The organism is Sphingobium sp. TomTYG65, from assembly GCF_055395525.1.
The window spans coordinates 77,582-91,644 of sequence record NZ_AP027330.1; the positions used below are offsets into that span (position 1 = coordinate 77,582).

Sequence of the window (14,063 nt, forward strand, 5' to 3'; positions counted from 1 at the left end):
AGACGAAGACAGTGGCGACCCTTGGACTGAGTGACAGCGACAAGGCGGCGGTGGAGGCATTCCGCCGTGACGTGGTGGACCCGTCGCGCACCAGCCTCGTCATCGTCGATTTCTGGGCCGAATGGTGCGGCCCCTGCAAGCAGCTGACGCCGGTGATCGAGAAGGTCTGCGCCGACTATGCGCCCAAGGGCGTGAAGCTGGTGAAGATCAATGTCGATGAGAATAAGTTCATCGCCGCGCAGTTTCGCGTGCAGTCAATCCCGACCGTCTATGCCGTGTTCCAGGGCCAGCCTGTCGCCGACCTGAGCCAGGCGCGGACTGAGGGGCAGCTGAAGCAGTTCCTCGACCAGATGCTCGCCCAGTTGCCGATCGAATCGGACGAGAAGGCACAGCTTGAGGAAATCGCGCCGCTGATCGAAATGGGCGAGGAGATGCTGGCCGGCGGCGAGAATGAACGCGCGCTTTCGGTGTTCGAGCAGATCGCGCAGATGGCGCCGGATAATGCGGAGGTCGCGTCCGGGCATGCCCGCGCGCTGGTCGCGCTGGCGCGGCTGGACGAGGCGGAGGCGGTGCTCGCTGCGCTGCCGGCCGATGTAGCGAAGGATCAGGCGGTAGATCGCGCCCGCGCCGCCATTGCTCTGGCTCGCGATGCCAAGCCCGTGTCCGACCTGTCGGGAATCGAAGCGAAGGTTGCAGCCAATCCCGACGATCATGAGGCGCGGTTCGAACTTGCAGGCGGGCTTATGGCCAATGGCGATCGGGACCGGGCGGCCGACGAACTGCTGGAGATTGTCCGCCGCGATCGCGAGTGGAATGAAGGCGCGGCGAAGGCACAATTGCTGAAACTGTTCGAAGCGACCGGCCTGGAAGATCCCTGGGTAGCGGCGCAGCGACGGAAATTGTCGCAAATCCTCTTTTCCTGACGGTTCGCGCACGTGAACCGGGCCCGCGTCTCCATCTTCCCGCTGTCAGGCGCGCTGCTGCTGCCGGGCATGGAATTGCCGCTGCACATCTTCGAGCCGCGCTATCGGGCCTTGATCCATGACGCGATGGCGCGCGACCGGCGCATCGGCATGATCCAGCCGCGCGGGGGCGGGGTGAAGCCTGCGCTGTTCGACGTCGGCTGCCTTGGCCAGATCAGCCAGATCGAGGCGTTAGAGGATGGCCGCTTCAACATCATCCTCAAGGGGCTGGCGCGCTTTCGCCTGATCCGCGAACTGGATGTAGCCACCGCCTTCCGCCAGATCGAGGCGGATGTGGAGCAGGCTCCGGAGGATGAGGTGCTGCACGCCGTCGAGCGCGCGGCGCTGGAGCAGGAATCGCGGCGCTTTGCCGATGCGCTGGGCTATGTGGTCGATTGGACGGCGGTGTCGCGGTTGGACGACATGTCGCTCGTCAACGGCATCGCCCAGATCGCGCCTTTCGACCCTGCGGCCAAGCAGACGCTGCTGGAGGCGGACACGCTGAATGAACGGTGTGAACTTATCATCCAGTTGATGCAGATATTCGGCCGCGTCGAACGCGACGGCGGGGCGACGATGCAATGAGCGAGGGAGTGGACCCCTATCTGCTGTCGAAGCTGGTCTGCGCCGTGACCCGCACGCCGCTGCGCTGGGATGCGGAGCGGCGCGAGTTGATCTCCGACACTGCCGGGCTGGCCTATCCGGTGCGGGATGGCGTGCCGGTGCTGGTGGTGCGTGAGGCGCGGGCGGTATAAGCCTCGTCATCTCAGCGGAAGCTGGGATCTCGTTCTTGAGTCAGGAGATCCCAGCTTTCGCTGAGGTGACGGATTTAAGGGGATCGGAAGGAAAAGGCCGGCCCCGTTTCCGGAACCGGCCTTCCTTCGCGACCGTAGGGGAAAGGTCAGAACTTGAAGTCCAGCCGCGCGTAATAATAGCCGCCCGACGTGCTGTAGGGGCCGTGGCCATAATAGCTGTTATAGGCGCCCGCACCGTTCTGATAGGGCGATACGCCGACCGGCACGGTCACGCCCTGCAGCAGCTTGGGTACTTCGGGCCGCTTGTTGAACAGATTGTTCGCACCGACCGAGAATTTGACGAAGTCGGTGAAATCATAGCCCACTTCCAGATCGGTGATCGCCGTCGCCTTCACGACGCCGTTGAAGTAGAGCTGGTTAGCGCCGCCCGCACCGTCGGCGATCAGGAAGCCGCCCTCAGGTATCACGATCGACCCAGCCGAGCTTGACGTGAAGGCGGGACGCACCAGCACGCTGGTCTTGCCGTAGAAGGTTTCACGAAGGTTCAGCGAGAACTTGCCGCTCTTGAACAGGGCGTTGGCCACGACCTTATAGTCGGGGTTGGATCGTTCGATATTGCTTTCCGACGCCGCGTTGAAGATCGGATAGCCGACCTTGTTATCGGTGATCTTCGTCTTGTTGTAGTTGGCGGTCAGCGACAGGTTGAGCGAGCCGAAGTCCAGCGCCACCGGATAGGTGGCGGAGAAATCGATGCCCCAGGTCCGGGTGTCGATGCCGTTGGTGAAGCTCGACACGCCGATCGTGCCGTTGGTGAAGAGCGCGCTATCAAGCACGATGCCTGCTGCGCTGAGCGCGTTCAGGATGTCGGCTGCCCCAGGCTGCACCACGCCGTTCAGCACCGCGTTGCGCGCCGCCGTTCCGGTGATGCGATCCTTGATCTTGATGAGGTAGCCATCGATGGTGATCGCCAGCTTCGGCACCGGACGCAGTACGACACCGGCCGAGAAATTCTTCGACTTTTCCGGCTTGAGCGGGCCGAAGCCAAGCAGCGCGGCGGCAGGCGTACCAGCGGGCAGCTGAGCAACGGCGCTGGTTGGGCCGACATTGATGGTCGAATATTTCTGTTCAGCGAGCGTCGGGGCGCGGAAGCCGGTGCTGACGGTCCCGCGGATCGCGATGGCGTCCGAGAAGTCGTAACGCGTCGTGGCTTTCCAGATCGCCGTGTCGCCGAAGTCCGTATAATCTTCGTAGCGCCCGGCAAGATCGACGCTCCAGCGGTCGACCGGCTCGGCGATCAGGTTCAGATAGACGGCCTTGGAGCTGCGTTGATAATCGCCCGCGTCGGTCGCCTTGTAGCCAGGGAAGGATTGGACGCCAGTCTTGTAAGTCGAGACCGCATCCCCCTGAAGGATTTCATATTCGTCCTTACGGTATTCACCGCCGAACGCCAGCGTCAGCGGGCTCGCCATGCCGACTTCAAATTCCTTGCGGATGTCGGCGGTGATGGTGGTCTGGGCTAGCTTGAAGCCGCCGTCATAGGCACTGCTGGGCGTGATCGCCCGTGCTACGCCGCCAGCGGCGAAGCTTTCCTGCCAAAGTTCGCGGTGCGCGGACTGTTCGGTGTAGATGCTGTCCTTCTGCGCGCCGTAGGTGCCGCTGATGTCATAATTCCAGCCGCCGCCAAATTCGCCCTTCGCGCCGATGGTAAAGCTATATTCGTCCTCGACCACATGCTGGAGCGGGACCATGCCCCAGACGCCTGTGTCGCTGTAGCAGATGCTGGGGTCGTAAGCGGCCGGCGTGACGCTGCCGCCCAGATTTCCAGCTTCATAGCAGATGCGCTTGGGATGACGGTAACCCTGCTTGGCCCAGCCTTCGCGCCGGGCATAGTCGCCGAAGCTGTAGAGTTCGACGCCGCCGAAATCATAGCCCATATTGTAGAAGCCGAGCGTCAGCTTCGTGCGGGGCTGGCCGCCATTGATGCCCGCCAGGGCGTCGCCCGCCAGGTTCGACCATTGTGCTGGCGTGTTGGATTGCAACGTGCCGTCAGGCTTGGTGATCTGCACCTGACCGGTACCGACGGTGGTATAATCCTGCCTGCGGTGGAAAAGCGTCAGGTTGAAGAATCCGTCTTCGCCCAGCTTGAAGCCCATATTGCCGGAGGCGGAGAAGAGTTCGCCTTCGCTGTCATAATATTGGCCGCCAGTGACCTTGAAGGTTCCGCCTTCATCTTCGTCCTTGAGGATGAAGTTGATGACGCCCGCGATCGCGTCGGTGCCATAGACGGCCGCTGCGCCTTCCTGCAGCACTTCGACGCGGGCTACCGAATCCGGCGGGATAAGGTCGATGCTGGGAGCGGCCGAACCTTGGAATGCGCCGGAAATGACCTGGAGGATGCCGTTGCCGTGGCGCCGCTTGCCATTGACCAGCACGAGCGTGTGGTTGGGGCTGAGGCCGCGGAGTCGGGCGGAAAGGGAGAAGCTGGAAAGATCGGTGCCCTGGGTCTGCGCGGTAAAGCTCGGGACGATCTGCGTCAGCACCTGGTTGAGATTCGGCTGCCCGACATGGCTGATCGCCTCTTCGCTCAACACCTGAACCGGCGCGGCTGCTTCGGCGGCCTGCATGCCGACTGCGCGCGTGCCCGTAACGATGATCGCGCCGCCGTCATCGGCCTGCGGCTCCTGGGGCGCTTCCTGCGCGATGGCGCAGGCCGACCATGAGGATGCGAGAATAAGAGAGAGTCTAAGAGCGGATAGTCGTTTCATCTATTGCCCCCTGCTTGTTGATTTATCGTGCAGTGGGAAAGACGAAGAGGTGCGGTTTAGCCGCTATTGCAGCGCACAATGCGCTGGTTGAGAATCGTGCAACTTGACTGCGCATTTTGCATGCAAAACGCGTGGGGGATTTTGAGCCGTCGTTCGTAGTGGCAATTTCAAGCGGTAGCCTCAGGACGCCAGCGCCGCGTCGATCAGGTCGCGGCCTTCCTTGCTGTTCCAGTCCAAGGCGCCCACCACGCGGGCCATTTCCTTGCCCTGCGCGTCATAAAGGACAGTCGTCGGCAGCATGCCGGTGTTGTAGTGGAAGCCGAACTGATTTTCCGGATCGATCCAGCCTTTGAGGTTGGGCAGCTTATGCTTCTGGAAAAATGCCTTCACCACGCTCTCGCCCTGGCTGTCCTGCGAGATGGTGAGAACGGCCAACCCCTTGGGTCCGTAGCTCTTCGCCACCGCGTCCAGCGTCGGCATTTCCGCCACGCACGGCGCGCACCAGGTCGCCCAGAGATTGACCAGCATCGGCTTGCCCGCGAAGTCCTTGAGCGTAGCGTCCGCGCCGTCCGGCCCCGCAAAGGTGAAGTCGGGCGCGGGCGTGCCTGCCTTCGATCGGTCGAGCGTGTAGCTGAACTCTCCCTTGCCGCTTTGGGCGGGTCCTTTCGCCTCGCCGCTCGCCGCCGGCACTTCCGCGCTGCTATTTGCTTGACCTTGCCCCGGAGCCGGTGATTGCCTATCGCACGCGCCGAGGCCAGCCAGCAGGAGCAGTGTCATTACGCAGGGCAAAGTTGATCGGGACGGGGAAGATCGCACGGGAGACAGCTCCAACAGCATGTGGGGCGGGCGCTTCGCGGCAGGCCCGGCTTCGGTCATGCGCGAGATAAATGCCTCCATCCCGTTCGACAAGCGATTGTGGAAGCAGGACATCGCCGGATCGAAGGCGCATGTCGCGATGCTGGCCAAGCAGGGCATCGTCAGCGCGGAAGATGCGCAGGCGATCAGCGCCGGGCTCGACACGATCGCGGGCGAATATGAAGCCAATGGCGTGCCGGTGAACCTGGACCTGGAAGACATCCATATGGTCACGGAGTCGCGGCTGGCCGAGTTGATCGGTCCGGCGGCAGGGCGGCTGCATACCGCGCGCTCGCGCAACGACCAGGTGGCGACGGACTTTCGCCTATGGGTGCGCGACGCGATCGATGAGGTCGAGGCGGGGCTGGCGCTTTTCCAGCAGGCGCTGCTGTCGCGTGCGGAGGAGCATGCCGATGCGGTCATGCCGGGCTTCACCCATCTCCAATCTGCGCAGCCGGTGACGCTGGGCCACCATCTGATGGCCTATCATGAAATGATCCGCCGCGATCGCAGCCGCTTTGCCGATGCGCGCGCGCGGGCGAACGAATGTCCGCTGGGCGCGGCGGCGCTGGCCGGGACCGGCTTCCCGATTGATCGCCATGCGACCGCGGCAGCGCTGGGCTTCGCGAAGCCGACCGACAACAGCCTCGACAGCGTTTCCGACCGCGACTTCGCGCTCGATTATCTGATGGCGGCGACCCAGTGCAGCCTGCACCTGTCGCGCCTGGCCGAGGAATTCATCATCTGGGCGAGCCAACCGTTCGGCTTCGTCAAGCTGCCCGACGCCTATTCGACCGGCAGCTCGATCATGCCGCAGAAGCGCAACCCCGACGCTGCCGAGCTGGTGCGCGGCCATGCCGGACGGATCATGGGTTGCATGACCGCGCTGTGCGTCACGATGAAGGGCCTGCCGCTCGCTTATTCCAAGGACATGCAGGACGACAAGCCGCCGGTATTCGAGGCGCATGACCTGCTGGGCCTGTCGATCGCGGCGATGACCGGCATGGTCGAAACGGTGACCTTCCGCACCGATCGCATGCGGGCGCTCGCCGAAAGCGGCTTCGCGACGGCGACGGATCTGGCCGACTGGCTGGTGCGCGAAGCCAATGTGCCTTTCCGCGAAGCGCATCATATCACGGGCCGCGCGGTTGCGGCGGCGGAGAGCGCGGGCACGCCGCTCGCCGACCTGCCGATCGAGACGCTGAAAGCCATTGACCCGCGCATCGATGAGCGCATCTATGCGGTACTGACGGTCGATGCTTCGGTCGCCAGCCGCAAGAGCCATGGCGGCACCGCGCCCGATCAGGTGCGCGCGCGCATCGCGCAGGCGCGAGAGGAGAAGGCATGAGGATCACGCTCGCCCGCGGAATGGCGCTTGGTGCATTGGCGCTCGCCCTGGCATCATGTGGCGGCCGCCAGCCATTGAAGCCGATCGAAGGGCAGAAGATGCCGGCCGTTCCGGTGGGCGCTGCCGCCGCGCCGACAGCGCAGCAGCTCATGACACCTTCGACCCAGGCGCGGCCAGAGCGAAACGTTGAACTGCTCACCCAGTCGCAGGAGCGCAAGGATGATCCGTTCGACCTGCCGCCTGAAAAGCAGCCCTGACAAGACCCGCTAGGACAAAGAAGCCTTGGACCATTTTGACTATGTAAACGGCGCCATGCATGTGGAGCAGGTGCCGATGGCGGATATCGCGCAGGCGGTGGGGACGCCCGTCTATATCTATTCCACCGCGACGCTGACGCGCCATGTGAACGTGTTCCGCGACGCGCTGTCGCGGCTGGATGATCCGTTGATCGCCTTTGCGGTCAAGGCCAACCCCAATGGCGCGGTACTCGCGACGTTGGCAAAGCTGGGACTGGGGGCGGACGTGGTTTCCGGTGGTGAACTGCTGCGGGCGATCGCGGCGGGCATTCCGGCGAACCGCATCGTCTTTTCCGGCGTCGGCAAGACCGCCGAGGAAATGCGGCTGGCGCTGGAGCATGGCATCTACCAGTTCAATCTGGAGAGCGAGCCGGAAGCGGAAATGCTGTCCGAAGTAGCGCTGTCGTTGGGCAAGAAGGCTCCCGTTGCTTACCGGATCAACCCCGATGTCGATGCGGGCACCCATGCCAAGATTTCCACCGGCAAGTCAGAGAACAAGTTCGGCATTCCCTATGACAGGGCGCTGGAAAGCTACGCCGCCGCGCGAGATCTGCCTGGCCTCGATGTGCAGGGCGTCGCGGTGCATATCGGCAGTCAATTGACTGACCTGACGCCATTGGAAGCCGCCTTCACCAAGGTCGGCGCGCTGATCGAGCAGTTGCGCGCGGCGGGTCATGTGATCCGCACCGCCGATCTCGGCGGCGGCCTTGGCGTGCCTTATGATCCCTCGCTCCCCATTCCGCCGCTGCCCGCTGCCTATGGCGAGATGGTGACGCGCGTGACGCAGGGTTGGAATGTCCGCCTGATGTTCGAGCCCGGCCGCGTCATCGTTGGTAATGCAGGCGCGCTGCTGTCGCGCGTGGTGCGGGTGAAGCAGGGAGCACAAGCGCCGTTCGTTATCGTCGATGCCGCGATGAACGACCTGATGCGGCCCAGCCTTTATGACGCCTGGCACGACATTCGCGCCGTCCATCCGGCCGGTACGCGCGAAACCGCCAATGTGGTGGGGCCGGTCTGCGAAACCGGCGACACCTTCGCGATGCACCGTGACATGGATGTGGTGCAGGCGGGCGATCTGGTCGCCTTCATGACGGCGGGCGCCTATGGCGCGACCATGGCGGGCACCTATAACAGCCGTCCGCTGACCCCTGAGGTATTGGTTTCCGGCGATAAATGGGCGGTCGTTCGCGCACGGCCGCCGATTGAGGCGCTGATCGAAGCCGACAGCATTCCGGACTGGGTTCGCGACTGATGCAGAGCCTGCCCGTCTTCCTGGTGCTGAGGGGCAGGCCGGTGATCCTGACCGGGGAAGGGGAGGCCGCGGACGCCAAGCGGCGGCTGCTGGAACGCGCCGGAGCTCACATCGTGGGGGAGGCGGACGAGGCTGCTCTCGCGATCGTCGCGGATGGCGATGAGTCTGCGGTAGCCCGGCTCAAGGCACGGGGCGTGCTGGTGAACGCCACCGACCGTCCGGAGCTGTGCGATTTCACGCTGCCCGCCATCGTCGATCGCGATCCGGTGCTGATCGCCATCGGCACGGGCGGCGCATCAGCGGGCCTTGCCAAGGCGCTGCGCCAGCGAATCGAGGCGCTGTTGCCGCAGAGTTTGGGCGCACTCGCCGCCGCTCTTTATGGCGCGAGGGCGGCCATCCGCGCACGTTGGCCGGAAGCCAGCGCCCGCCGCCGGGCGATCGATGCCGGGCTGGCTGCTGGCGGGCCGATCGACCCGATGCGCGACGACGCTGCCGATGGGGTGCCGCTTTGGCTGGCGGAGCAGGGTGACGCTGCTGCGTCGCGCCTCGTTCATCTCTCTCTACTGTCCGGCGATCCCGACGATCTGACGCTGCGCACCGCGCGTTTGCTCGGGGAGGCCGACCGCATCTATCACGCACCCGAAGTGCCGTCCTCCATTCTCGATCGCGCCCGCGCCGATGCAGTGCGCATCCCCGCATCCGCGCCGCCTGCCTATCCCGGCGAGGGGCTCTCGCTCTGGCTGGAGCTGCCGAGATGAGCCGGGTGTTCGTCAATGAAGGCGGCCATGCGCGTGAAATCACCCTCGATGCCTTTTGCGCAGAAGCCGATCATGCTGCCTTCAGCTGGGTCCATGCGGATGGTTGGCGGGAGGACGCGCGCGATATCGTTTCCCGCTGCGATCATATGCCGGAGGCCGCTCTGTCCGCTTTGCTCGCGCAGGAAACCCGGCCCCGCTGCACATTGATGGCGCATGGCGCGCTCATCAACCTGCGCGGCCTGGGCAGCGAAGAGGACGCCTTGGGCGATCCGCTCGTATCGATCCGCCTGTGGGCGGAGCATGCGCGCGTCATTTCGGTCAGCTATCGCCCGCTCGCCGCCTTCGAACCGGTGATGAAGCGCATGCTGGCTGGCGCAATCCATGATCCGGGTGATCTGATCGCCGCCTTCGCGCAGGAAATCACCGAAGCGCTGGACCCCGAAATTGCCCAACTGGGTGACGATTTGGACGAGATTGAAAGCACGCTCAGCGACAATGGCGCGCCCGAAGTGCGGCGCAACGTGGCGGAAATCCGTGCTACGGCCATCAGCTACCGCCGTTTCATCGCGCCGCAGCGGCAGGCGCTCGAACGGCTATCGGCCGCCGACGCGCCATGGCTCCACCCTGACGACCGGCTGCATCTGCAGGAAGCGGCAGACCGCTGCGCCCGTATGGCCGAAGAACTGGAGGCGGTGCGCGAACGGTCAGCGCTGGCGCATGAAGAACTGACTGACCTGCGTGCGGAACAGATGAACCGTCAGGCGCTGATCATATCGGTCGTGGCGCTGGTCTTCCTGCCGTTGACCTTCCTGACCGGCCTGCTCGGCATGAATGTGAATGGCATCCCCTTCGCCCATGAAGCCTGGGCATTTTGGGGCGTGGTCGCAGTATGCGTGGCGATGGCGGCGGGGATCAGCGGCTGGTTCGTCGCGACCCATTGGCTAAAGCGCTGATCGTCAGGCCCGGCTCGCGCTCAATCGCGCAATTTCTTCGTTCAAGGCCTGGATCGATGAGACCAGCCGCGCCCGGTCGGCCTGTAATTCCTGCAGGGCATCGCGCGTTTCGCCCAACTCCACCGCCCGCCGGGCGATGCGGGCATCCAGTTCGGCATTATGTCGGGCGAGCGCGCTCAGTTCGTCGGCGCGCTGGCACAAGTGGCGGAGCCGCGCGTCCAGCACGTCGAAGTCGAACGGCTTGGTGATATGATCGTCGGCCCCTGCCTCCAGCGCTTCCACCACGCTGATGCTGTCATGACGCCCGGTGATCATGACGAAACTGGCCTGGCCAGCCAATCCGGCGGCGCGGATCTTTTTCATCGTGGCGATGCCGGGCAGAATGACGAGGCTCATGTCGATCAGGATGACGTCGACGGGACGGGCAAGCAGGCGGTTCAGCGCCACAAACCCGTTTTCCGCGAGCGCGACATCGTAGTTCAGATGCGACAGACGGCGCGCCATCACCGCGCGAGCGGTGTCATCCTCATCGATCAACAGCAAGCGGCGGCGGCGCTGCGGAACGCCGGTCCCGGTCCTGTCGCTGTCCTCGTCCCGCCGAGCGGCGCTGACGCTGGGCTTGAAAAACTGCATGGCGTGCATCTCCTGGCACACCTTGATCTAGGATAACCAGGCAAATAAATGGTTAATGCGCGCTTGCCTGTAACGCAATTGCCGCGTCAGGCGCATAGGCGCGCAAAAAACAATCGACGGCATAGGCGACGTCCGCCTGGACCTGCTCTGCAGAGGGCGGCTCGCTATTGCCCCAGATCATCTGCTGGTGACAGCCTGACAGGGTTAGGACGACCAGAGTCCTTGCCGCCAATTGCGGATCGTCGCGCCGCAACCGGCCGCGCTCCATGCAGCCTTCCAGAAAGTGCGCCAGCAGATTGCGCGTGTGCAGTGGCGCCAGCTCCAGGAAGATCGCGCCCATTTCCGGGAAGCGATTCGCCTCCGCCGCGACGAGCCGGTGCAGCGCGATCGCTTCGGGCGATGTCACCTTGCGCAGCAGATCATGGCTGAAGCGCAGCAGCGTGGGTTCAAGCTCCCCGGCCGGGTCGAGCAGCTGGATCAGGCTGGCATGATAGGTTTCCGTCGCGTCCCGCAAGACGGCGGCGAACAATTCCTCCTTGCCCGGGAAATAGCTCCATAGCGTGCCCTTCGATCCGCCAAGTTCGGCAGCGATGGAGGACATGGTGGTCGCGGCATAGCCATTTTCGAGGAACGATCGACGCGCCACTGCGATTATAGCGCCGCGCCGATCGCGGCGTCGCGCTTCGCGGCGGGACAAACAGGGGGCTTCCGTCGATTCTGTCATAAAAGCGTACCATATAGTACGATATTTTTATTGACAAGGCCTTGCAGCAGGAGCAAGGGCATTTTTCATACCAGTCAGTACGGTTTTCTATGTCGGTGAGTCGTTCCATCTTATCTTCACGCACGGCAGTATCTGCAGCGGCGATGCTGGCCCTGGCCGGCTGTGCATCCGTCCCTGATCTCGGACCCGCGCCCACGCCCCGCACGGCAGAAAGCGTCGCGGCTTTTCAAACGTTGGGGCAGGGCAGTGCGCTCTGGCCCGACGAAGCTTGGTGGAAGGTCTATGGCGACCCTCAACTGGATGCGTTCATGGAGGAGGGGCTGGCCGCCTCGCCTGACATGGCCGCCGCCGCCGCCCGTTTCCGCCAAGCGTCCGCCGCGGCGCAACAGGCCGGAGCGCCGCTGCTCCCCTCGGTCGATCTGAATGCCTCGGCCGACGCGACCAAGCAGAGCTACAATATGGGCTTCCCCAAGGATTTCGTGCCCAAGGGGTGGCTCGGCACCGGACGGGTCGCGCTGGACTTTAATTTCGACCTCGACTTGTGGGGGAGGAATCGCGCAGCGCTGGCCGCAGCCACATCGGAAGCGGATGCGGCGCGCATCGATGCGCAGCAGGCGCGGCTGGCGCTGACCACCGGGGTTGCGGACGCCTATGCCGATCTCGCGCGGCTCTATGATCAACGCGCGATCCAGCAGCGGGCGCTCGACATCCGGTCCGCCAGCCAGAAGCTGGTGACGCAGCGGCAGCGCAATGGCCTGGAAACCCGCGGCAGCGTCCGGCAGGCGGATGCCACGGTTGCCTCTGCGCGGGCGGCGCTCGCTGGCATCGATCAGTCCATCGCCGTCCGGCGTCATCAGATCGCGGCGCTGATCGGCGCGGGTCCTGACCGCGGGCTTGCGATCTCGGAGCCCCGGCTCGGCAATCTCTCTCCGCTCGGCCTGCCCGCCGACGTCACCACCAACCTTGTCGCGCGCCGCCCCGACATCGCCGCCGCGCTCGCCCGGACGGAGGCGGCGGCCAAGCGCATCAAGGTTGCGCGCGCGGATTTCTTTCCGGCGATCCGGTTGAGTGCGCTCGTGGGTGTCCAGTCGCTTGGATACAACACCTCCTTTATCGATCAATCAGTGACGGGTCCGCGCTCCTTCCTCGACACGCTGTTCAGCAAGGATTCGCTGTTCGGAAATGTCGGCCCGGCGGTCAGCCTGCCGATCTTCCATGGTGGCGAATTGAGGGGGCGCTATCGCGGCGCGCGCGCGGCATTTGACGAAGCGGTCGCCAATTATGACAAGACGGTACTCGGCGCTTATCAGCAGGTCGCTGACGCCGTCACCGGCAGGCGCATATTGGATCAACGGCTGACGGAAGCGCGTGCTGCGCTTGCCGCTTCGGAAGAAGCCTATGCGATCGCGCAGAAGCGATATCAGGGCGGCCTTTTCACCTATCTTGATGTGCTGAATGTCGAAGACCAGCTGCTTGCGGCGCGCCAGTCCGTCGCGGAACTGGAAGCCACCGCATTCACGCTCGACATTGCTCTCATTCGCGCGCTGGGCGGCGGCTTTGTCGCCAGCGCCACTTCGTCCAAGGACCTTTCCAATGGCTGACGCAGCCCCCGAATTCATGTCCGAAACCGTCCCGGCCGAGAAGAGCGCGCGGATGGAGCAGCGCAAGAAGTGGCTGGTCCGCCTAGGGCTGGCGGTGCTCATCATCGGGGCGCTCTATGGCCTTTATTATGTGCTGATCGGGCGCAATCATGTCAGCACCGACAATGCCTATGTGAATGCGGAAATCGCGCAGGTGACGCCGCTTATCTCCGCGCAGGCGGTCGAGGTGCGGGTGACGGACACGCAGGCTGTGAAGCGCGGCGACATATTGGTCCGGCTTGATCCCACCAATGCGCGCATCGCGCTGGCGCAGGCGGAAGCCGATCTTGCCGAGGCGCGCCGCCGCTTCCGCCAGACTTCCGCGACCAGCAGCTCGCTGGCTGCGCAGGTGCAGGCGCGCGGAGCGGATATCGCGCAGGCGAACGCTCAGCTCGCGGCCGCGCAGGCCGATTATGACAAGGCGCGCGTGGACCTGCAGCGGCGTGAGGCGCTTGCCCCCGAAGGCGCGGTTTCGGGCGACGAAGTCACCAGCGCGCGCAAGGCGTTTGCCGCTGCACGTGCGGGTCTCGAGCAGGCGCGCGCGGGCGTGGCGACCGCCAGGGCCACCCAAGGCGCGGCTGAAGGGCAGCTCGCCGCCAATGATGCGCTGGTGCGTGGTTCGACGGTCGAAACCGATCCCGCCGTACTCGCGGCGAAGGCGAAGCTGGAAAATGCCCGGTTGGACCTTGAACGCACGATCATTCGCGCGCCCATCGACGGTGTCGTCACGCGCCGCCAGGTGCAGGTCGGCCAGCGGGTCGCGCAAGGTACGCCGATCATGAGCATCGTTCCGCTGGCTCAGGTCTATGTCGATGCCAATTTCAAGGAACGGCAGCTGCGCCGCGTTCGCATCGGAATGCCCGCCACCGTCATCGCGGACATCTACGGCGGCGATGTGGTCTATCATGGCAAGGTTGTCGGTTTTTCAGGCGGCACCGGATCGTCCTTGGCGCTGATCCCGGCGCAGAACGCGACTGGCAACTGGATCAAGGTGGTTCAGCGCCTGCCGGTGCGTATCGCGCTTGATCCCAAGGAACTCGCCGCGCATCCGCTTCGTGTGGGGCTTTCGACCGAAGTCGAAATCGATCTGTCGGGCGATTGAGGAGCCTTGCGGTGACCGGC

At 64.3% G+C, this 14,063-nt stretch carries 14 protein-coding genes; 10 read left to right on the plus strand and 4 right to left on the minus strand.

Going from position 1 to position 14,063, the window contains the following annotated elements; all coding sequences use genetic code 11:
- The first annotated feature begins 11 nt into the window (after positions 1–11).
- The 3 genes from ACZ5Y5_RS00400 to ACZ5Y5_RS00410 are packed head-to-tail and all read left to right on the plus strand — an operon-like array spanning position 12 to position 1,717.
- Positions 12–923, plus strand: coding sequence for a tetratricopeptide repeat protein (locus tag ACZ5Y5_RS00400; protein ID WP_464809250.1), 912 nt, complete (start codon positions 12–14; stop codon positions 921–923).
- 12 nt (positions 924–935) lie between these two features.
- Positions 936–1,547, plus strand: a complete 612-nt coding sequence (locus tag ACZ5Y5_RS00405; protein WP_464809251.1) for an LON peptidase substrate-binding domain-containing protein — start codon at positions 936–938, stop codon at positions 1,545–1,547.
- Positions 1,544–1,717, plus strand: a complete 174-nt coding sequence (locus ACZ5Y5_RS00410; RefSeq protein ID WP_464809252.1) for a Trm112 family protein — start codon at positions 1,544–1,546, stop codon at positions 1,715–1,717. Before ACZ5Y5_RS00405 ends, ACZ5Y5_RS00410 begins: the two co-directional genes overlap by 4 nt.
- Positions 1,718–1,863: 146 nt before the next feature.
- Here the strand turns inward: ACZ5Y5_RS00410 and ACZ5Y5_RS00415 are convergent, their stop codons facing one another.
- Both ACZ5Y5_RS00415 and ACZ5Y5_RS00420 read right to left on the minus strand, forming a co-directional pair.
- Positions 1,864–4,482, minus strand: coding sequence for a TonB-dependent receptor plug domain-containing protein (locus tag ACZ5Y5_RS00415; protein ID WP_464809253.1), 2,619 nt, complete (start codon positions 4,480–4,482; stop codon positions 1,864–1,866).
- A gap of 180 nt (positions 4,483–4,662) precedes the next feature.
- Entirely contained in the window at positions 4,663–5,259 is a 597-nt protein-coding gene (locus tag ACZ5Y5_RS00420; protein ID WP_464809254.1) for a TlpA family protein disulfide reductase, read from the minus strand.
- Positions 5,260–5,317: 58 nt separating this feature from the next.
- On the opposite strand from ACZ5Y5_RS00420, the gene argH reads away from it, so the two are divergent.
- The 5 genes from argH to ACZ5Y5_RS00445 are packed head-to-tail and all read left to right on the plus strand — an operon-like array spanning position 5,318 to position 9,944.
- A complete protein-coding gene (argH, locus tag ACZ5Y5_RS00425) occupies positions 5,318–6,685 on the plus strand; it encodes an argininosuccinate lyase (RefSeq protein ID WP_464809255.1) in 1,368 nt (455 codons plus the stop codon).
- On the plus strand, positions 6,682–6,942 hold the full coding sequence (locus ACZ5Y5_RS00430; RefSeq protein WP_464809256.1) for a hypothetical protein: 261 nt from the start codon (positions 6,682–6,684) through the stop codon (positions 6,940–6,942). Before argH ends, ACZ5Y5_RS00430 begins: the two co-directional genes overlap by 4 nt.
- A gap of 25 nt (positions 6,943–6,967) precedes the next feature.
- Complete coding sequence (lysA, locus tag ACZ5Y5_RS00435; RefSeq protein ID WP_464809257.1) at positions 6,968–8,233, plus strand: diaminopimelate decarboxylase; 1,266 nt, start codon at positions 6,968–6,970, stop codon at positions 8,231–8,233.
- Complete coding sequence (locus ACZ5Y5_RS00440) at positions 8,233–8,991, plus strand: precorrin-2 dehydrogenase/sirohydrochlorin ferrochelatase family protein (protein WP_464809258.1); 759 nt, start codon at positions 8,233–8,235, stop codon at positions 8,989–8,991. The genes lysA and ACZ5Y5_RS00440 overlap by 1 nt, the downstream gene beginning before the upstream one ends.
- On the plus strand, positions 8,988–9,944 hold the full coding sequence (locus tag ACZ5Y5_RS00445; RefSeq protein WP_464809259.1) for a zinc transporter ZntB: 957 nt from the start codon (positions 8,988–8,990) through the stop codon (positions 9,942–9,944). The genes ACZ5Y5_RS00440 and ACZ5Y5_RS00445 overlap by 4 nt, the downstream gene beginning before the upstream one ends.
- 3 nt (positions 9,945–9,947) lie before the next feature.
- On the opposite strand, the gene ACZ5Y5_RS00450 is transcribed toward ACZ5Y5_RS00445, so the two are convergent.
- Together ACZ5Y5_RS00450 and ACZ5Y5_RS00455 are read right to left on the minus strand one after the other, a co-directional pair.
- Complete coding sequence (locus ACZ5Y5_RS00450; RefSeq protein ID WP_464809260.1) at positions 9,948–10,577, minus strand: response regulator transcription factor; 630 nt, start codon at positions 10,575–10,577, stop codon at positions 9,948–9,950.
- A gap of 52 nt (positions 10,578–10,629) precedes the next feature.
- The gene (locus ACZ5Y5_RS00455; RefSeq protein ID WP_464809261.1) at positions 10,630–11,301 is read right to left on the minus strand and encodes a TetR/AcrR family transcriptional regulator; all 672 of its coding nucleotides are present in this window, start codon (positions 11,299–11,301) and stop codon (positions 10,630–10,632) included.
- 89 nt (positions 11,302–11,390) lie between these two features.
- Between ACZ5Y5_RS00455 and ACZ5Y5_RS00460 the strand changes: the two genes are divergently transcribed.
- Complete coding sequence (locus ACZ5Y5_RS00460) at positions 11,391–12,902, plus strand: efflux transporter outer membrane subunit (RefSeq protein WP_464809262.1); 1,512 nt, start codon at positions 11,391–11,393, stop codon at positions 12,900–12,902.
- A complete protein-coding gene (locus ACZ5Y5_RS00465) occupies positions 12,895–14,043 on the plus strand; it encodes an EmrA/EmrK family multidrug efflux transporter periplasmic adaptor subunit (RefSeq protein WP_464809263.1) in 1,149 nt (382 codons plus the stop codon). Before ACZ5Y5_RS00460 ends, ACZ5Y5_RS00465 begins: the two co-directional genes overlap by 8 nt.
- The last annotated feature ends 20 nt before the right edge of the window (positions 14,044–14,063 follow it).

Excerpts from the sequence above, each read along its gene's own strand:
- ACZ5Y5_RS00455 (WP_464809261.1), bottom strand. The coding sequence starts at position 11,301 with ATGACAGAATCGACGGAAGCCCCCTGTTTGTCCCGCCGCGAAGCGCGA.
- ACZ5Y5_RS00450 (WP_464809260.1), bottom strand. The coding sequence starts at position 10,577 with ATGCAGTTTTTCAAGCCCAGCGTCAGCGCCGCTCGGCGGGACGAGGAC.
- ACZ5Y5_RS00465 (WP_464809263.1), top strand. The coding sequence starts at position 12,895 with ATGGCTGACGCAGCCCCCGAATTCATGTCCGAAACCGTCCCGGCCGAG.
- argH (WP_464809255.1), top strand. The coding sequence starts at position 5,318 with ATGTGGGGCGGGCGCTTCGCGGCAGGCCCGGCTTCGGTCATGCGCGAG.
- ACZ5Y5_RS00445 (WP_464809259.1), top strand. The coding sequence starts at position 8,988 with ATGAGCCGGGTGTTCGTCAATGAAGGCGGCCATGCGCGTGAAATCACC.
- ACZ5Y5_RS00410 (WP_464809252.1), top strand. The coding sequence starts at position 1,544 with ATGAGCGAGGGAGTGGACCCCTATCTGCTGTCGAAGCTGGTCTGCGCC.
- ACZ5Y5_RS00460 (WP_464809262.1), top strand. The coding sequence starts at position 11,391 with ATGTCGGTGAGTCGTTCCATCTTATCTTCACGCACGGCAGTATCTGCA.
- ACZ5Y5_RS00420 (WP_464809254.1), bottom strand. The coding sequence starts at position 5,259 with ATGACACTGCTCCTGCTGGCTGGCCTCGGCGCGTGCGATAGGCAATCA.
- ACZ5Y5_RS00440 (WP_464809258.1), top strand. The coding sequence starts at position 8,233 with ATGCAGAGCCTGCCCGTCTTCCTGGTGCTGAGGGGCAGGCCGGTGATC.
- ACZ5Y5_RS00430 (WP_464809256.1), top strand. The coding sequence starts at position 6,682 with ATGAGGATCACGCTCGCCCGCGGAATGGCGCTTGGTGCATTGGCGCTC.
- ACZ5Y5_RS00415 (WP_464809253.1), bottom strand. The coding sequence starts at position 4,482 with ATGAAACGACTATCCGCTCTTAGACTCTCTCTTATTCTCGCATCCTCA.